At 59.6% G+C, this 17,979-nt stretch carries 14 protein-coding genes and 1 tRNA gene; 9 read left to right on the top strand and 6 right to left on the bottom strand.

Annotated features, from left to right (window positions below):
• Positions 1–17 precede the first annotated feature (17 nt).
• The 6 genes from BW967_RS12210 (at position 18) to BW967_RS12185 (ending at position 9,008) form a co-directional block, all read left to right on the top strand.
• The gene (locus tag BW967_RS12210) at positions 18–1,232 is read left to right on the top strand and encodes a TMEM43 family protein (RefSeq protein WP_076485362.1); all 1,215 of its coding nucleotides are present in this window, start codon (positions 18–20) and stop codon (positions 1,230–1,232) included.
• 182 nt (positions 1,233–1,414) lie between these two features.
• Positions 1,415–2,521 (top strand): TRAP transporter substrate-binding protein, encoded by a 1,107-nt coding sequence (locus tag BW967_RS12205; RefSeq protein ID WP_076485361.1) that lies wholly within the window; start codon positions 1,415–1,417, stop codon positions 2,519–2,521.
• A 93-nt stretch (positions 2,522–2,614) separates the two neighbouring features.
• Positions 2,615–3,385, top strand: coding sequence for an SDR family oxidoreductase (locus tag BW967_RS12200; protein ID WP_076485360.1), 771 nt, complete (start codon positions 2,615–2,617; stop codon positions 3,383–3,385).
• Positions 3,378–3,713, top strand: a complete 336-nt coding sequence (locus BW967_RS12195; RefSeq protein WP_076485359.1) for a dihydroneopterin aldolase — start codon at positions 3,378–3,380, stop codon at positions 3,711–3,713. The genes BW967_RS12200 and BW967_RS12195 overlap by 8 nt, the downstream gene beginning before the upstream one ends.
• Positions 3,714–3,826: 113 nt before the next feature.
• Complete coding sequence (locus tag BW967_RS12190) at positions 3,827–8,506, top strand: PAS domain-containing protein (protein ID WP_076485358.1); 4,680 nt, start codon at positions 3,827–3,829, stop codon at positions 8,504–8,506.
• Between the two features lie 142 nt (positions 8,507–8,648).
• Positions 8,649–9,008 carry a cyclophilin-like fold protein gene (locus tag BW967_RS12185; RefSeq protein WP_076485357.1) on the top strand — a complete coding sequence of 120 codons (360 nt, stop codon included), beginning with the start codon at positions 8,649–8,651 and terminating at the stop codon, positions 9,006–9,008.
• 125 nt (positions 9,009–9,133) lie between these two features.
• On the opposite strand, the gene BW967_RS12180 is transcribed toward BW967_RS12185, so the two are convergent.
• The 6 genes from BW967_RS12180 to pdxH all read right to left on the bottom strand — a co-directional run bounded on the left by BW967_RS12180 (position 9,134) and on the right by pdxH (position 15,761).
• Positions 9,134–9,391: a hypothetical protein gene (locus BW967_RS12180; RefSeq protein ID WP_139327832.1), complete on the bottom strand. Its 258-nt coding sequence runs from the start codon at positions 9,389–9,391 to the stop codon at positions 9,134–9,136.
• Between the two features lie 72 nt (positions 9,392–9,463).
• Positions 9,464–13,156, bottom strand: a complete 3,693-nt coding sequence (locus BW967_RS12175) for a vitamin B12-dependent ribonucleotide reductase (protein WP_083952202.1) — start codon at positions 13,154–13,156, stop codon at positions 9,464–9,466.
• Positions 13,157–13,835: 679 nt separating this feature from the next.
• Positions 13,836–13,912, bottom strand: a tRNA-Pro gene (locus BW967_RS12170).
• Positions 13,913–13,960: 48 nt separating this feature from the next.
• Positions 13,961–14,404, bottom strand: coding sequence for a DUF192 domain-containing protein (locus tag BW967_RS18395; RefSeq protein ID WP_083952200.1), 444 nt, complete (start codon positions 14,402–14,404; stop codon positions 13,961–13,963).
• 23 nt (positions 14,405–14,427) lie between these two features.
• Positions 14,428–14,958: a cold-shock protein gene (locus BW967_RS12160; RefSeq protein WP_076485510.1), complete on the bottom strand. Its 531-nt coding sequence runs from the start codon at positions 14,956–14,958 to the stop codon at positions 14,428–14,430.
• A gap of 179 nt (positions 14,959–15,137) precedes the next feature.
• Positions 15,138–15,761, bottom strand: a complete 624-nt coding sequence (pdxH, locus tag BW967_RS12155) for a pyridoxamine 5'-phosphate oxidase (RefSeq protein ID WP_076485354.1) — start codon at positions 15,759–15,761, stop codon at positions 15,138–15,140.
• Between the two features lie 139 nt (positions 15,762–15,900).
• On the opposite strand from pdxH, the gene fabI reads away from it, so the two are divergent.
• From fabI to gpt, 3 genes are read left to right on the top strand one after another with little or no spacing between them, the layout of a single operon-like run.
• On the top strand, positions 15,901–16,722 hold the full coding sequence (fabI, locus tag BW967_RS12150; RefSeq protein WP_076485353.1) for an enoyl-ACP reductase FabI: 822 nt from the start codon (positions 15,901–15,903) through the stop codon (positions 16,720–16,722).
• An 18-nt stretch (positions 16,723–16,740) separates the two neighbouring features.
• Positions 16,741–17,358 carry a LysE family translocator gene (locus BW967_RS12145; RefSeq protein WP_076485352.1) on the top strand — a complete coding sequence of 206 codons (618 nt, stop codon included), beginning with the start codon at positions 16,741–16,743 and terminating at the stop codon, positions 17,356–17,358.
• Between the two features lie 10 nt (positions 17,359–17,368).
• A complete protein-coding gene (gene gpt, locus BW967_RS12140; RefSeq protein ID WP_076485351.1) occupies positions 17,369–17,875 on the top strand; it encodes a xanthine phosphoribosyltransferase in 507 nt (168 codons plus the stop codon).
• The last annotated feature ends 104 nt before the right edge of the window (positions 17,876–17,979 follow it).

Genomic DNA, 17,979 nt, shown 5'->3' with positions numbered 1-17,979 from the left:
AAGGATGTGCATTCGCCATGAACGATCAGGTCACACGCACCACGTCACAATCTTGGTTTTCCCGCATTGGCCAATCTCTGATGGGGATTTTCTTTGGCTTCATTCTGGTGATCGCAGCCATCATTGGCCTTGCCATGAATGAAAGCCGCGCCGTCAAAACCGCCAATGCGCTGCGCGAAGGGGCGGGTTCGGTGATCTCGCTTGATGCCAATGGCTTTGCCCCGGGTGGCGGGCCCACCCGCGGATTGCTGGTGCACGCCTTTGGCCAGATTGTCGTTCCCGAAGGCGGGGAGCTTATAGATTCCAATGGCTTGCCGAGCAATGTCCCGGCCAATGCCACAAAACTCGAACGCATCGTGGAAATGTATCAATGGGATGAGGACAAGCATTCCGAAACCCGCGAAAAGCTGGGGGGCGGCACCGAAACCGTCACCAGCTATAGCTACAAAAAGATCTGGTCGAACCGCCCCATCACCTCGGCACGGTTCGCCGAACCTTCGGGCCATCAAAACCCTGAAATGCCGGTGCAAGGCGAAGAGATCGTCAAAGACCGCCGCTTGGCTGTGGGCGAAAGCGACTGGCACCTGCCCGCCACACTGGTGCGCCGTGTCGGCCATGTGAGCGATTTGACGCTGGGCCAAGACGATCTGCGCGGCGTGCGAGACTGGCTTGGCACCTATCGTCCGGTGAAGCTGTCGCAAGGGGCGGCCTATGTGGGCTTTGACCCGCTTTCACCGCAGGTGGGGGATTTGCGGATCAGCTACCGCGTCGCGCAGGCCGATAGTGCCTCGGTTGTCGCGCGTGATGCGTCGAGCGCCTTTGCGCCGTGGCAAAGCTCCAACGGACGCGAGATTTTCTTGATCCGCACGGGCGATGTGCCCGCCGCGCAAATCTTTGAAGAGGAGCTTTCCTCGAACCGCACGCTGACGTGGATTTTGCGCGCCGCAGGCGTGCTGGCGATGCTTGCCGGCTTCAAGCTGATGCTGAGCATCTTTGGCGTGATCGGCTCTGTGATCCCGTTCGTGGGCAGCATCGTGCGGATGGGCACGACCCTTGTGTCGGTGGCGCTGACGATGGTTCTCGCCCCGCTCACCATTGGCCTGTCTTGGCTCGCGGTGCGCCCGCTTTTGGGCGGGCTCTTGATTGGCGGCGGCGTGGTGATTGGGGCCGTGATGCTTGTTTTGCGCGCGCGCAAGGCCCCCGCCGCACCGGGTGCAGCCCCAAGCGCCTAAAGAAGAGCGCCGAGACAATCGCGCGTGACGCTACGTTCTTCCGCCGCAGTGCCGCGCTGCGGCGGAAGATTTTGTTTACAGGCCCTGCGGCCTTGCTAACCTACCCACATCCTAGGGGGGAGGCCGGTTCGCCGGACCCTGGGGAAACCGTCGCATAGAGACGACTTGGGAGGAATTTTTAGATGGATCGTCGCACCTTCATTCGGAAGGGCGCGCTCGGCACTGTTGCCGCTGCCGCCGGAACTACACTTGCTGCCCCCGCCATTGCACAGGAAAACCCGACCATCACGTGGCGGATGACCTCGTCTTTCCCGAAATCGCTCGACACGATCTATGGTGCCGCCGAAACGATGGCGGATTTTGTGCGCGGCATGACGGATGGGAAATTCAACATTCAGGTCTTTGCCGGTGGCGAGATCGTTCCCGGCCTTCAAGCCATGGATGCGGTTTCCTCCGGCACGGTCGAGGCCTGCCATACCTGCTCTTACTATTACTGGGGCAAAGACCCGACCTTTGCATTGGCCACCGCCGTGCCCTTTGGGCTCAATATGCGGATGCAAAACGCCTGGTTCTACTATGGCGGCGGCAATGACCTGATGAACGAGTTCTACGCGAACTATAACATCTCCGCCCTGCCCTGCGGCAACACCGGCGCGCAGATGGGCGGCTGGTTCCGCAAAGAGATCAACACGCTTGATGACCTTAAAGGCGTGAAAATGCGGATCGGCGGCTTTGGCGGCAAGGTGCTGGAACGGCTGGGCGGCGTGCCGCAGCAAATCGCGGGCGGCGATATTTACCCCTCGCTTGAAAAAGGCACGATCGACGCGACCGAATGGGTCGGCCCCTATGATGATGAGAAGCTCGGCTTTTATAAGGTCGCGCCCTATTACTATTATCCCGGCTGGTGGGAAGGCGGCGCCTGCCTGCATGCGATGTTCAACAACGATGCCCATGCGGCGCTTCCCGAACATTACAAGATCGCGTTGGCCACTGCCTGCGAAGCGGCAAACCAAGATGCCATGGCAAGCTACGATTGGAAAAACCCGGCAGCTCTGCAATCGCTGATCGCGAATGGCGCGCAACTCCGCCCCTTCACCCAAGAAGTGCTTGATGGCTGCTTCAACGCTGCCAATGAGGTCTATGCTGAGCTGGATGCCTCGAATGCGGCATTCAAGAAAATCAAAGACAGCCAATGGGCTTTCCGCAAGGAAGCCTATCTGTGGATGCAACTGTCGGAATACAACTTCGACACCTACATGATGATCCAACAGCGCAACGGCAAACTCTGAGTTCGTTCGTGCGAGAACCGAAAGGCCCCCTGCACCGGGGGCCTTTTCCTTCGCCAGGCCGCCCCCTAGATAAGGGAAAACAAAGGGGGACAGATGCCCGGAATTTTGATCACCGGCGGCGCGAAACGGATTGGCGCGGCGATGGCACGCGGCTTTGCCGGGGCGGGCTTTCGGATCATGCTGCATTATCGGTCTTCGGCGGACGAAGCCGAGGCTTTGGCGGCAGAGTTGAACACGCAGGGCGAGATTTGCCGCCTTGTGCAGGGCAATCTGGAAAACCCCGCCGATGTGCAAGCGGTGTTTGACGCAGCGGTCGCTTGGCTCGGACGGGTCAATGTCGTGCTCAACAATGCGTCGAACTTCATGAATGATGATGTCTTCACGCTTGAAGACGCCAAGATGGACGCGCATTTCGCGGTGAACCTGAAAGCCCCGGTGGCGCTTGCCGCGCGGCTTGCGGCGCAAGACATGGGCGGTGAAGACGGGCTGGTGATCAACATGCTCGACAACAAGGTTCTGGCGCTGAACCCCGATTTCTTTTCCTACACGCTCTCCAAAGCGGCGTTGCATGCGGCCACCGAAATGCTGGCGATGCGCTTCGCGGGCCAGCCTCGTGTGAACGGGATCGCGCCGTCCATTACGCTGATTTCCGGCAAACAAACCCAAGAGAACTTTGAAAAATCGAGCCGGATCAACCCTCTGCACATTCAAGTGCAACCCGAAGACCTCGTGCGGGCCGCGCTTTATCTTTGGGCCGCCAAAGGCACCACGGGTGAGGTTATCGCCGTCGATGGTGGGCAAGCGCTTTGGCAATTGCCCCGCGATGTCGCGTTTTTGGTCAAAGAGGGTTACGTGCATGGCTGAGATGATTATCCGCCTCGAAGAGCTTGAAATCACAATGTATTTGGGCATCCACGACTTTGAACGTGCGCGCCCGCAGCGGGTATTGATCTCCGCCGAGATCACCGTGACCGGCACCGATTGGCAGGCAGGCAAGTTCTTCGACTATGACCCGGTCGCAGAATTCGTGCGCGCCTTCAACGGCACACGGATTGACACGCAAGAGGAACTGGTGAGCCGCATCCACGCTTTCGTGCATTCGCGCGAGGGGGTGGTGCATGCGGCGATCTGGTCGAAAAAGCCCGACGTCTACCCAGATGCAAAAGCGGTGGGCGTGGTGCTGCGCGGCTGACAGTCTTAACCTTAAGTCGAATAATTCCAGGTCGTCCTTTGCGCTGAAGCCCGAACTTAACCTTTCCCCCTGATGCTACTCCCGCGAGGGGCGTATCAGTATCAGGATTATGAATGTCGGGGGCAATCAAATCAGTCGAGACCGTGCTTTCCGGGTTTCCCGGGGCCGTGGTGCTTTGCACACATGGCGGAGAGCTGGTCTGGGGCAACCCAGTTGCCACGCGCGCCTTTGGCGGCGGGGTCGACTTGGCTGGGCGCAGCGTCTTTGCGGTATTGCCCGATGCACTGGGAAACCGGCTTGCCCAACGGTTGGAGGAGGCTTGCGCCACGCCCAACCGGTTCCGCATTGAATTAGAAGCCGTCTCCGGCCCGCCCCGGCCACTTGAAATCACCACTTGGAGCTTTGCACCGGGTCTTTGCGTGGTGCAAATGGCCGAACCGGTCATGGATCTGCGCAGCCAAGCCGAGGTGAACCGGCTTGAAGGCGCGCTTGAAGTGGCCACCAAGGCGCGGCTCGCCACCGAGGCGCAGCTTCGCACGGTGCAAGAACGTGCCGATGTGCTGCGAATCTCGGCGGAAAGCTCGAATACCGTCGCGTGGCACCTGTTCCCGGGGCCCGGGATTGGCGAGATTGGCGCACATTTCGCGCCGATGCTTGGCTACCCAGAGGGCTTTGAAATCTCGCTCGAGTCGATGCGCGAGCTGATTCACCCCGACGATCAATCGACAGCGGGTGCCGAATTCCAAGCGATGTGCGCTGGCGAGACAGATAGTTTCAGCCACGACTTTCGGATCAAGCGCGCCGACGGGACTTGGGCATGGATCACCTCGCGCGGGCGCCGGGTGGACCGTTCTGACCGAGGCTTGCCCGATATGCTGTGCGGGTCTTTTGCCGACATCACCGACCGCAAAGAAAGCGAAGCTTGGGTTTTGCAAGCCTTCAACGAGGCGCAGGCGGCGCGCAATGCTGCGGCGACTTCGGCGGAATTGATGAAAACCGCGATGGCCTGCGGCGGCTTCGGGGTTTGGGTGGTCTGCGCAGAGCGCGGCGAAGCCTGGATGAACGACGAAGGCTATACCGCTATGGGTTATGCGCCGGGCGAGTTTAGGCCCGATGACGAGGGTTGGCGCAGCCTTTACCACCCTGATGATCTTCCGCCCGCCATCGTGCTGATGGAAGATTTGATCTTCGACCGATCCGAGGTGTTCGACAATACCGCGCGGCTACGCCACAAAGATGGCTCTTATCACTGGTATCGTTGCGTTGCGCGTAAGATCGACCGCAGCGCACAGGGGCTGCCGTTTCAAGTCTCGGGCGCGCAGACCTGCATCGACCATCTCAAGGAAAACGAGCGCCAATTGTCTAAGGCGCTGGCCGATGCGGAACATACCCGCGAACTGGCGCAGGAACGCGCCGAACTGCTGCGCACCTCCGGGCTTTGCGCACAGATTGGCCATTTCTCGATCTGCCCCGATCTGAACGAAGGTTGGACACCGGCGGAAACCTATCGGCTTTTTGGCTATGAACCGGGCGCTTTCCCCTCGACCGACGCGGGTTGGCGCAGTCTGATCCATCCCGATGATCTTTCCGAAGCCACCACCGAGATGCAAAAGCTGCAATCGGGCGAGATCGCGCTTTATGCCCATGAACATCGTCGTCGTCACGCCGATGGCAGCTATCATTGGTATCGTGCCATTGCACGCCGGGTGGACCGCTCTGACAAGGGGCTGCCCTATCTGCTGGCGGGCGCGATCATCAATATTGATGCGGTAAAAGAAAACGAAGCCCGCCTGGCCGCTGCGGCCCATGAAGCCGAGGCCGCGCGCGCGCGCCTTGACACCTTGGCCGACAACACGCCCGGTGCGCTTTTTGAATTCCGCATTGATGAGGCGTGGAACCAAAACCTCCCCTATTTCAGCGCCAAGCTGCCGCAAATGCTTGGCGTCACGCGCGAGATGCTTGAACGCGATGGCGCTTTGGCCTTTACCAATGTGCCCAGCGAGGACATGCCGGAAATCAACCGCGAGATCGAAGAGTCGCGGCGCAACGGCACCGAATACCTCGCCAAACTCTCTGTTCTGCATCCCGAGCTTGGACAGCGCTGGATCTCGATTTCCTCGATCCCGTTCCGACAGTCGGATGGTTCAACGGTCTGGTTTGGCACCGTGCTGGATGTCACCGAGCATATGCGGGTTGAGAAACAGGCCAGCGACGCCGCAAAAGAGGTGCATCGCATCCACGAGCGGATGATGACCATGGCCGAAAACGCGCCCGGCGCGATTTTCGAATGGCACCGCACGCCCGATGGTCATTTTGAGTTCGCGTTCTTCTCGGCCGCTTTGCCGGAATTGATGGGTGTGACCCGCGCGGCGTTGGAAGAAAGCGGCGCCGCTGTCTTCACCCATTTCCCGACAGAAGACATTGCCCCAGTGCAAGCTGCTGTGATGGAATCGGTTGAAAACCTGACCCGGTTTGAAACGCAACACCGGATCAATCATCCGGTGCATGGCACGCGCTGGATCCACGTTTCCGCCCAACCCTTTGCCCAGCCCGATGGCACGATCATCTGGTATGGCAACACGATGGATGTGACCGAGCGCGTGGCCAGCGAAGAGCGCGCCCGTGAAGCCGCCGAAGCGGTGCGCGTGGCGCATGAGCGTATGGTTACGATGGCGGAAAACGCCCCCGGGGCGCTCTTTGAATGGCACCGCAATCTTGACGGCGTCGACAAACTGGTCTTCTTCACGGGGCAATTGTCGGACCTGACAGGCGTGTCGCGCGAAGCGCTGGAAGCCAATGCCAGCGGCGTCTTCACCCATATCCCGCCAGAAGATGCCGAGCAGATCGCGGCTGAAATGGGACGCACGGCGGTTGAGCTTTCGCGCTTTGAAATGCGGTTCCGCCTTGAGCACCCGGAAAAGGGCCCGCGTTGGATCCACCTCATGGCGAGCCCGGTCCCGGCGCATAATGGTGGCACCACATGGTACGGTAACGCCACCGACATCACCGCGCGCGTCGCTGCAAAACAACGCGAAGCCGCTGCCGCAGAGACCGTGCGCCAAGCCCATGAACGGCTTGCATGGATCGCCAATATCGCCCCCGTCGGTCTTTATGAATTCAAACTGGCCGCCGATGGCACCACTTCGGTGCCCTATGCCAGCCCGTTCTTTGAAGACCTGATGGGCGTGGGCTATGGCGTCTTTGCCGAAGGCAGCGCGACCACGGATATTTTTGCCAATGTCCACCCCGATGATCTGCCAAACTTCCTTGCCGCCGACAACGAGCGCGACCCAACGCTCGAGTTTTGGAGCCAGCGGTTCCGCGTCAACCATCCGACAAGGGGCGAGATTTGGCTTGCCAATTCCGCCACGCCGAAAACGCTCGACGATGGCTCGGTGGTCTGGACCGGCGCGATCCATGATGTCACCGCCGATGTGCGGCGCGAGGCGGAGCTGCGCCGCGCGCACCGCATGGCCGAAGACATGCGTGCCGAGAACGAACATCAAGCGCTGCACGACGGGCTGACCGCCCTGCCCAACCGGCGCTATTATGACCAAATGCTGGCGCGCCGTATTGCCCAAGGTGCTGCGGGCGAGACGCCAGATTGCACCTTGATCCGCATCGACCTTGACCACTTCAAGCATGTGAATGACACGCTCGGGCACGAGGCGGGCGATTTGGTGCTGGTGCGGGTGGCTGAGGTGCTGCGCAAGACGCTGCGCGCCTCTGATTTTGCCGCGCGCATTGGCGGGGATGAATTCTCGATTTTGCTGGCACCGGGAAGTGGCCGCCACGATGCCGAAGAGATCGTGGAACGGATGCAATCGGCTTTGGCCGAACCGCTGATGTATGAAGGACGGCAATGCCGCTTTGGGGCCTCTTTCGGGATCGCGGTGGCGGATAACATCGCGCAAATGGGCACAGAAATTCAGCTTTTCGCCGATGCCGCGCTTTACCGCGCCAAGGAAGGCGGGCGCAACCGGCTCGAGTTCTTTACCCCCGAACTGCACCAAAACCTGCAAGCAGACCGCCGCATCGCCGCCGAATTGCAAGAGGGTCTGGATCGTTCTGAATTCGTGCCGTTCTTCCAAGCGCAGGTTTCAGCCAAAGATGGCAGCCTGACCGGCGTCGAAACGCTGTTGCGCTGGCGCCACCCGGAACGCGGCACCCTTGCGCCGGACAAATTCATGCATGTGGCGGAACAACTCCGCATCGTTCCCGAAATTGACCGGGTGATGATGGAAAAATCCCGCGATGCACTGAGCTTCTGGGAGCAAAACGGGCTCTTGATGCCGAAGATCAGCTTCAACGTCTCGGCGGGGCGGATGCATGACCCAGATGTCGTTGAATCGGCCCGCAGCTTGGCGCGCGGCAAGACCCATGTAACGTTTGAGCTTTTGGAATCGATCCTTGTCGAAGAGGAAAGCGACGCGTTCCGCTTCCACCTTGATGCGATCCGCGAAGCGGGGATTGAGATCGAGATTGACGATTTCGGTTCGGGTCATGCCTCGATCATTGGCCTGATGCAGATCGCGCCCTCCGCGCTCAAGATCGACCAGCGCATCGTCGCCCCCGTGGCGCGGGACCCGCGCGCGGCCAACCTTGTCAAAGCGATTGTCGAAATCGCCGAGACCTTGGGCATCGGCACGGTGGCCGAGGGCGTTGAAACCGAAGATCAGGCGGAGATTTTGCGCACATTGGGCTGCGACGTGCTGCAAGGCTATCTGTTCTCGGTGCCACTTTCGGCGGAAGACTTCTTGGCGATGCGGCAAAAAACCCGAAAGATCGCCTGACGCGAAGCGTCCTGCGCGGACGTTATGAAGCCCGCTCATAACTGCCAGTCACGATCGCCCCCTAACGCTTTGGCTGAGATGAGTTATTCTTACACTCATCCCTTCCAGCCGCTGCGGCGGCCTTGCAACGCAAAGATGCTTCATGCCGATCCCGATCCAGATTACCGCCGGTCAAACGGTGCTGAACGCCGTTTTAAACGACACAACCACTGCGCGCGCCTTGGCCGCCCGTTTGCCGATGACCGTAGAAGGCCAGCGCGCCGAGTTTGACTATTGCTGCATCGCTCGCACCGCGCTTGAGACCAATCCGGCCGAATTGCAAGACGGCTGGACAAACGGCGATCTGCTTTACGGCGGCGGCTGGTTTGCAATTTTGTTCGCAGGCCAAGAGCAATCCAAAAGCTACCGCGATCAAATGATTGTCGGCCATTTGGAGAAAGGCGAACTCGCGCGCGTGCGCGCTTTGGGGGCGAACGAAAGCTTCACCCTGTCACTGCGCTAAAGGAAAAGACCCCCATCTTTGCAGACGGGGGTCAGGTTCGTCGATCAGGCTCATCATTGGTGCCCGAGGTTTTGGTTTCGCCTGGGCCTTCTCGACGTCAAGGGCAAGCGCACCTGCCCCGGATTTCAATGCACCGCGTGGGTGGTACTCTTCATCAAGGTCACCGTGGTGGTGGCCCCCGCCATGCGGATATCGGTCACATCCAGCCCCTGCACCGGGGCCGCCCCTTCTGCGCCCGCGCCCATCACCTCGATCGAGGCGCCCGCAAAGCTCGCATCAATCAAACGCCGCAACGCGTCGCCTGCCGCCACGGCCTCATAGCCGCCGGGAATGCGGCGTAGGGCGATTTCAGGCAGGGTTTTGGTGCCGACGATCAGGTGCACTTTGGGCTCTTTCTGTTCAGACAAGGGTCGCATCGGTTAAGAGGCCGCCCCGCAGGGCGGCCCAGTCTTTTCTTAGCTACAGCCGCTCGTGGAGCCGCAGGTGTTGCACTTCATGCAGGTGCCGTTGCGCACCAGCGTGTAGTTGCCGCATTCACCGCAGGGATCGCCTTCATAGCCCTGCATCTTTGCTTTGGCGCGCGCATCCATCGTCACCACGCCAGAAGCGACCGCGGTGGAAGAGGTGACAGAGACATTACTGCCCACCGCCATCGCCTTCACCGTTTCGGGCACCAGCGTGTTCAGCGCGGCCACCGGATCAAGCTCCGCCGCCCCGCCTTGCAGCACGACAAAATCTTGCGGCAGGCGCTTGCGCAGATAGCCGGTCGACGAGATTTGGCGCAGCACTTCAAGCGATTTCGACGCGGCGCTCTCGCTCACCGGCTCGACATTGGAGCGCTTGCCCTCGTCCTTACCGCCGCCCAGATCGTCGAACATCGTGCCCGAGGGTTTGATGTGGGCCAGATCAGTGCGGTCGAGGTAGCTCACCGCCAGTTCGCGGAACACATAGTCAAGGATCGAGGTCGCATTCTTGATGCTGTCATTGCCCTGCACCATGCCCGCAGGCTCGAATTTGGTGAAGGTGAAGGCATCGACGAACTCTTCCAGCGGCACGCCATATTGAAGGCCGACCGAGACCGCGATGGCGAAGTTGTTCATCATCGCGCGGAAGCCAGCACCTTCCTTGTGCATGTCGATGAAGATCTCGCCCAAGCTACCATCGCCATATTCGCCGGTGCGCAAATAGACCTTGTGGCCGCCGACCACGGCTTTTTGCGTATAGCCTTTGCGACGATCGGGCAGTTTCTCGCGATGCGAGCGCACGATCTCTTTCACGACGATTTTCTCAACGATCTTTTCGGCCAGCACCGCAGCCTTTTCGGCTTGGCTACCGGTGGCGAGGATTTCCTCGGCCTCTTCATCGTCTTCGACGAGCGCGGCGGCGAGCGGTTGGCTCAGTTTCGAGCCATCGCGATAAAGCGCATTCGCTTTGATGCCCAGGCTCCACGAAAGCTCGTAAGCCGCCTTCACATCTTCGATGCTAGCGTCGTTCGCCATATTGATCGTTTTCGAGATCGCGCCCGAGATGAAGGACTGCGCCGCCGCCATCATACGGATGTGGCTTTCGACCGACAGATAGCGCTTGCCCTTCTTGCCGCAGGCATTGGCGCAATCAAACACGCTCAGATGCTCAGGCTTGAGGAACGGTGCCCCTTCCAAGGTCATCGTGCCGCAAACATGGTCATTCGCGGCCTCGATTTGCGCGCGGGTAAAGCCAAGGTGGCGCAGCAGATCAAAGGTCGGATCGTTGAGTTTTTCTGCCGGGATGCCAAGCGTTTTGGTGCAGAACTCTTCGCCCAAGGTCCATTGGTTGAAGACAAAGCGAATATCGAACGCCGAGGGCAGCGCCGCTTCGATCTTTTCGATCTCGCGTGGGCCGAAGCCGTGGCCGATCAGCGCCGTATGGTTGATGCCGGGGCAGTTGCCCAAGCTTTGGTGGCCCACCGCATAGGCGATGATTTCCGCGATCTGCGCCGAGGAATAACCCAAAGTTTCCAGCGCGCCGGGCACCGAACGGTTGATGATTTTGAAGTAGCCACCGCCCGCGAGTTTTTTGAACTTCACCAGCGCGAAATCGGGCTCGATCCCGGTGGTGTCGCAATCCATCACAAGGCCAATGGTGCCGGTGGGCGCAATCACAGAGACTTGCGCGTTGCGGAAACCATGCGCCTCGCCCAGAGCCAGCGCCTCATCCCAAGCGGTTTTGGCAAGCGTCAGCAGCGCCTCATCGGGGCAGTTGGCTAGGTCGAGCGGCACCGGCAGCACTTCAAGCTTTTCATAGCCGCGCGACTTGCCATAGGCGGCGGTGCGGTGGTTGCGGATCACCCGCAGCATATGTTCACGGTTTTTCGCATAGCCCGGGAAGGCGCCGAGTTCCGCCGCCATCTCGGCCGAGGTGGCATAGGCGATGCCGGTCATCACAGCGGTGAGCGCCCCACACAAAGCGCGGCCTTCATCGCTGTCGTAGCCAAGGCCCATGTTCATCAGCAAGCCGCCGATGTTGGCATAGCCAAGGCCGAGCGTGCGGAAGTCATAAGACCGCTGCGCGATTTCCTTCGACGGGAATTGCGCCATCGTGACCGAGATTTCGAGTGTCACCGTCCACAGCCGCGAGGCATGAACATAGGCATCGGCGTCAAACTGGCCATCATTATAGAAGGTCAGCAGGTTCATCGACGCAAGGTTGCAGGCCGTGTCGTCGAGGAACATATATTCCGAGCAGGGGTTCGAGCCCCGGATCGGCCCATCTTCGGGGCAGGTATGCCATTCATTGACGGTGTCGTGGAACTGGATGCCCGGATCGGCGCAGGCCCAAGCGGCATGGCCGACTTGATCCCACAGATCGCGCGCTTTCACGGTTTTCGCGACTTTGCCATCGGTGCGGCGCAGCAGCTCCCAATCGGCATCATCTTTCACAGCCTTCAAGAAGGCGTTGGTGACGCGGACCGAGTTGTTCGAGTTTTGCCCCGAAACCGAGATATAGGCGTCAGAGTCCCAATCGGTGTCATAGGTCGGGAATTCGATCGAGGTGAAACCTTGGCGCGCGTATTGCAGCACGCGGTTCACATAGGTTTCCGGGATCATCGCCTTTTTGGCGGAACGGATCGCGGCTTTCAGCCCCTCGTTCACCGCCGGGTCAACGCGGCCGTCTTCGGTGCCATCCCATGCGCGGATCGCCTCGAAGATCTTGTTCAATTCGCGTTCGTGCATTTTGGAACCGGCAACGAGCGAGGCAACCTTTTGCTCCTCGATCACCTTCCAGTTCACGAATTCTTCGATATCGGGGTGATCCATATCGCAGATCACCATTTTCGCAGCGCGGCGCGTGGTGCCGCCCGATTTGATCGCGCCCGCGGCACGGTCGCCAATTTTGAGGAAGCCCATCAGGCCCGAGGATTTGCCGCCGCCAGAAAGCTTCTCGCCTTCTGCACGCAGGCTGGAGAAGTTGGTGCCGGTGCCCGAGCCGTATTTGAACAAACGCGCCTCGCGGACCCACAGGTCCATGATGCCGCCATCGCCCACAAGATCATCTTTCACCGATTGGATGAAGCAGGCATGGGGTTGCGGATGCTCATAGGCCGACGCCGATTTCACCAACTCACCGGTGGCGAAATCAACATAGTAATGGCCTTGGCTTGGCCCATCGATGCCATAAGCCCAATGCAGACCAGTGTTGAACCATTGGGGAGAGTTCGGCGCAGCCATTTGCGTGGCCAGCATGTAGCGCATTTCGTCGTAATAGGCTTGCGCATCTTCTTCGGTGCTGAAGTAGCCGCCCTTCCAGCCCCAATAGGTCCAGGCGCCTGCCATCCGGTCATAGACCTGCTTGGCCGAGGTTTCGCCGGTGAAGCGTTGTTCTTCGGGCAGCGCTTCAAGCACTTCGGTATCGGGCACCGAGCGCCACAGGAACTCCGGCACGCCCTCTTCGGCCACACGCGTGATCGCTGCGGGAACACCAGCTTTACGGAAATACTTCTGCGCCATCACATCCGAGGCGACCTGGCTGAATTGCTCCGGCACCTCGACGCAATCGTTGCGGAAAACGATCTTGCCATCGGGATTGCGGATTTCAGACGTGGTCGTGGTGAAGGCGATGGTGCCATAAGCACCGCTTTCCGCCGTGGTGAACTTGCGCTCGATCTTCATCTGCCCGTCCCGTCCCTTTGTCTGGTTGCGGCGCAGATGCGAAGACAACCCCCCCTCGCCTTTCCTTCAGCAAGGATGGATCGTGCCCGTCAGGGCCGACCGTTCTGGTTGGCTGTCTCGATCTTCCGCCGATACTATATCTGGTGGAGTAACTTCCGACGAGACACAAACTGCCGTGTGCGACCGCTATCGTCAACGGAATTTTCACCTTCTCATTGTGCGTTTTTCGGTTGACGGGGGGATGGGGAAATTTCGCCCAGATTCTTCCACATCGCCCCCACCCCGCCCACAGCCTGCAAGATTGGCGAATTTCCCTTGGGAACGCCTGTTTTACGGCGCGAAGTTGCAAGCTTTTTCAAAGCTATCCACAGCCCCCCAAGATGTTGTGGAGAACTATGCGCTGCAGTGCAGCTTTCGTCGCCCTGTCACGAAACTGCAGCTTTCACGCCACAGGATCGCGTAAGAATTGGCAAATTCGGCGCAAATGACGAAAGAGAGATTCGCCGAAACACACCATATCTGGGGCCAGCAACACGCGCTTAAACGCGGCAGATCACATACTATATGTAGTATGTATACCCCTTTGGCCGCACAGCTATCCAAAAGGCGTATGCGCCAGATTCGGGACCAAAATGCACCGGACATCCCGGATGATGTAAAATTGAGCATGTGGAGAGATTGGTCGGGGCGGCGAGATTCGAACTCACGACCTTCTGTACCCAAAACAGACGCGCTACCAGGCTGCGCTACGCCCCGATGCGCCCTCTCTATATGTCGCGCGCGGCGCTGAAAAGAGGAAATGCCTCACGGCAGCGGTTGCAGCACCATCCCGGGCAGCAAACCAAGCCTGGCGGCCTGCCCGCCACCGATCTCAAGCACATATTGTGCGGGGCCGCGCGACGGGATCGGCGTTTCATCAAGCGGGCGCGCATTGGCATGCACATTGGTAATGCGCCCGGCGTCATCGACAAAAATCATATCAAGCGGAATGAGCGTGTTGTGCATCCAAAACGCCACTGGGCGCGGGGACGGATAGACAAAAAGCATCCCCGCCCCGGGCTTGAGCTGGGTGCGCCCCATCAGCCCCTGCGCCCGCTTCTCGTCCGTATCGGCAATCTCAACGCTGAAGCGCGCAACCAACCCACCTTCTGGCGACAACACACATAGCGGCACCGCATTTTCTTGCGCATGGACCGCATCAACATGCGAACAGCCCGCAGGCTGTGCTTGCACAAGCCCCGGGCTCATCAGAAGGCAAAGAACGAAAAGGATTAGGGGCGCAACGCCACTTCCCAGCTGATGACTTGCGCCGCCATGCGGCCACGCCGTCCCTCGATTACGCGCAGACATACGGCCTCCCCCGGCGCCAGATCGGCGAAACCAGACCGGCGCAACACCTCAACATGAATGAACACATCTTCAGGCCGGGCGAAGACATTTGCAAAGCCAAAACCTTTGGCCTTGTCGAACCATTTGACGCGCGCCGGTTCAAGCGGCAGTTCCGCCACCATCGCCGGGTCGGCATCGCCCAGATCCTCGATCGGGGCAAGACGTGTTTCCGGATCGGGTGGAGAGATTTCGAGCACTTCAATCGCCTGCGCGCCGCGCGGCGTCGCCTGCACGATCACGCGGATGCCAGCATTGTCAGCAACGGAGCCTTGACCAAAGTTCCGCAGAACATTGGCGTGAAGCAAGATATCCGGACCACCCTCACCATCGAGGATGAAACCGAAGCCCTTACCCGCATCGAACCATTTCACGCGCCCGCTGACTTCGCGGGAAGTGCTCTCTGTCTCGACCATATGCTGCCGTCCACTTGTTATGCGCTGGCCATGTTCGGTCTCTTGCGCTTGCAGGCCCACTTGTCACATCTCTTCGGGGAGATTCAAGCCGAAATCGCCTGTCCTTAAAGGCAATTAACCATTCACGAAGCGTGAACTGTGCGGCTTTGCAGGGTCGGGTGACGTTAACGGCACACGCTTTACGGGTTGAGCCGAACAACCTCCCAAGTATCGGTTGAATTTACCCGAGCCCACCGGAATCGGTCATGCAAACGGAAGGCACCATCCGCCCAAAACTCGATTTCGGTCGGAATCAGCCGATAACCACCCCAAAAAGGCGGTCGTTTCGGGTTCGGACCATGCTGAGCCGTCACTTTTGCAACTTCCGCCATCAGCGACCCACGCGAGCTAAGTGGTTGACTTTGCTTAGATGCCCAAGCACCCAGTCGCGATTTGAGAGACCGTGTTGCATAATAGGAATCCGCTTGCACCCCATCTTCACGGCTCACCTGTCCACGCACGCGGATCTGTCTGCGCAGGCTTTTCCAGTGCATCACAAATGCAGCTTTGCCCGCCTGATCGAGCTCACCCGCCTTAGTTGATCCATAATTGGTGTAAAACAGAAAGGCCCCACCCGAGGGGGCATCGGTGCCTTCGATCTCTTTTAGAAGCACCATTCGTGCATTTGGCATCCCTGATGCATCAACCGTCGAAAGCGCGATCGCATTCGGGTCGTTGAGCTCGGTTTTCTCGGCTTCCGTCAGCCAAGCCTGCGCCAAAACGAAAGGGTCCTCGCCCGCGAAGATTCCGGTTCTGTCACTCATCGCCTGCTCCTTCTTGCTGCAAAGCGCCCACAGGCTGCGACGACGCGGCCCCCCTACCCCAACGTCAAGCTGCCTTGATGCCGTTTCATTCTTCGCCTAATGCTTGCGCACTTACCAGAGGGAAGCGGGAGAAACCGATATGACGACGGGCCTGATGGCGGGAAAACGTGGTCTCATCATGGGGCTGGCCAATGACAAGTCGATCGCCTGGGGCATCGCGAAAGCGCTCTCCGATGCGGGGGCGGAACTGGCCTTCTCCTACCAAGGCGATGCGCTGAAAAAACGCGTCGAGCCGCTGGCGGCCTCCCTTGGCACGCCGCTTTTGTTTGAATGCGACGTGGCCAATGAAGACAGCCTCGATGCGCTGTTTACGGGTCTGAAAGACGCTTGGGGCACGGTGGATTTTGTGGTCCACGCGATTGGCTTCTCGGATAAGAACGAGTTGCGCGGCCGCTATGTGGACACCTCGCGCGGCAACTTCACCATGACGATGGACATCTCGGTCTATTCCTTCACCGCCGTTTGCGCCCGTGCGGCGGAGCTGATGCCCAACGGTGGCTCGCTGCTCACGCTCACCTATTACGGCGCCGAACAGGTGATGCCGCACTATAACGTGATGGGCGTCGCGAAAGCCGCGCTGGAGGCTTCTGTCAAATATATTGCCGAAGACCTTGGCAAAATCGGCATCCGCTGCAACGCGATTTCGGCCGGGCCGATCAAGACACTCGCCGCCTCGGGCATTGGCGACTTCCGCTACATCATGAAGTGGAACGAGCTGAACTCGCCGCTGCGCCGCAACGTGACGCAAGAAGAAGTCGGCAAAGCCGCGCTTTACCTGTGTTCGGATCTCGGCTCGGGCACCACCGGCGAAAACCTGCACGTGGATGCGGGCTATCACGTTGTCGGCATGAAAGCGGTGGATGCGCCCGACATTGATGTGGTAACGGGCCGCAAGGACTAAGCCCGGAGACCCAGAAAAATGACGCTCGCCGCCTTCGTTGCGATCTATTTCGTGCATTTGGCGGCGGCGATGAGCCCCGGCCCTGCCGTACTTTTGGGCGTGCGCACCAGCCTGCGAGAAGGCTTTGTGCGCGGCACATGGCTGGCGGTAGGGATCGGCCTTGGCGCTTGTGTTTGGGCGGCGGCAGCCATGTTTGGGCTGGCGATCTTGTTCAAGATCGCCCCCGCGCTGCTCACCACGCTCAAATTCGCGGGCGCGGCCTATCTGCTCTATCTGGCTTTCAAAATGTGGCGCCATGCCGCCGAGCCGATGACCACGGAGTTGGATGAGGTTGTCTCGGCACGCTCCAACCTTGGGCTGGTTTGGCAAGGCATTGCCACGCAGCTTGCCAACCCCAAACCCGCCGTTTTCTTTGGCACGATTTTCCTCACCTTCATTCCGCCCCATGCGCCTGTCTGGGCCTATGCAGTGATTTTGGGGATCGTGTTCTTCAATGATGCGGGCTGGAACGTGGTGATGGCGCGTATCTTTTCACTCGCGCGGTCGCGGGCGATTTATATCGGCCTGAAAACGCATATCGACCGCGTCTTTGGCGGGCTTTTGGGGCTGTTGGGCCTCAAGCTCGCGCTCACCTAAGGGGGCATCCATGGCCGAATTTCTGCCGCATGAAAAAGGCTTTCACGTAAGCTGGGACCAGTTGCACCGCGATGCGCGGGCGCTCGCGTGGCGGCTTGATGGCAAAGGCCCGGGCAACGGCCATTGGCGCGCGATCGTCGGCATCACCCGCGGCGGCATGGTGCCCGCCGCCATCGTTGCGCGCGAACTCAACATCCGGGTGATCGATACGATCTCGGTCAAAGGCTACAATCACCAAACCCAATCGGATCCGATGGTGATCAAAGCCCCGCAAGAAGATCTGATGGGCGATGGCGGCGAAGGCATTTTGATTGTCGATGATCTGGTCGACAGCGGCAAAACGCTGGAACTGGTGCGCAAACTCTACCCCAAAGCGCATTTCGCCACCGTCTACGCCAAACCCAAAGGCCGCGAACAGGTGGACACCTTCATCACCGAGGTGAGCCAAGACACGTGGATTTTCTTCCCCTGGGATATGGCGCTGCAATACGTTCAACCCTATCGCGGCACCGATTGAGGCGCAGCCTCCGGCGGAGGTATTTTTGCCAAGAAGAACCCGCACCGGCGCTCCGCAAAAGGCGCCGGTTTCATTTTGAATGCTTTGACTTTCATCTTGCCGCA

Source organism: Rhodobacter aestuarii (genome assembly GCF_900156655.1).
Lineage (GTDB): Bacteria > Pseudomonadota > Alphaproteobacteria > Rhodobacterales > Rhodobacteraceae > Rhodobacter > Rhodobacter aestuarii.
Note: the sequence above shows the minus strand (reverse complement) of the source record. Positions and strands in the feature narration are given on the sequence as shown.

What these genes read in the sequence shown, in the direction of transcription:
- BW967_RS12205 (WP_076485361.1), top strand. Translation starts at nt 1,415, where the DNA reads ATGGATCGTCGCACCTTCATTCGGAAGGGCGCGCTCGGCACTGTTGCC.
- BW967_RS12190 (WP_076485358.1), top strand. Translation starts at nt 3,827, where the DNA reads ATGTCGGGGGCAATCAAATCAGTCGAGACCGTGCTTTCCGGGTTTCCC.
- BW967_RS12185 (WP_076485357.1), top strand. Translation starts at nt 8,649, where the DNA reads ATGCCGATCCCGATCCAGATTACCGCCGGTCAAACGGTGCTGAACGCC.
- BW967_RS12145 (WP_076485352.1), top strand. Translation starts at nt 16,741, where the DNA reads ATGACGCTCGCCGCCTTCGTTGCGATCTATTTCGTGCATTTGGCGGCG.
- pdxH (WP_076485354.1), bottom strand. Translation starts at nt 15,761, where the DNA reads ATGAGTGACAGAACCGGAATCTTCGCGGGCGAGGACCCTTTCGTTTTG.
- BW967_RS12200 (WP_076485360.1), top strand. Translation starts at nt 2,615, where the DNA reads ATGCCCGGAATTTTGATCACCGGCGGCGCGAAACGGATTGGCGCGGCG.
- BW967_RS18395 (WP_083952200.1), bottom strand. Translation starts at nt 14,404, where the DNA reads ATGAGCCCGGGGCTTGTGCAAGCACAGCCTGCGGGCTGTTCGCATGTT.
- BW967_RS12195 (WP_076485359.1), top strand. Translation starts at nt 3,378, where the DNA reads ATGGCTGAGATGATTATCCGCCTCGAAGAGCTTGAAATCACAATGTAT.
- BW967_RS12160 (WP_076485510.1), bottom strand. Translation starts at nt 14,958, where the DNA reads ATGGTCGAGACAGAGAGCACTTCCCGCGAAGTCAGCGGGCGCGTGAAA.
- fabI (WP_076485353.1), top strand. Translation starts at nt 15,901, where the DNA reads ATGACGACGGGCCTGATGGCGGGAAAACGTGGTCTCATCATGGGGCTG.
- gpt (WP_076485351.1), top strand. Translation starts at nt 17,369, where the DNA reads ATGGCCGAATTTCTGCCGCATGAAAAAGGCTTTCACGTAAGCTGGGAC.
- BW967_RS12175 (WP_083952202.1), bottom strand. Translation starts at nt 13,156, where the DNA reads ATGAAGATCGAGCGCAAGTTCACCACGGCGGAAAGCGGTGCTTATGGC.
- BW967_RS12210 (WP_076485362.1), top strand. Translation starts at nt 18, where the DNA reads ATGAACGATCAGGTCACACGCACCACGTCACAATCTTGGTTTTCCCGC.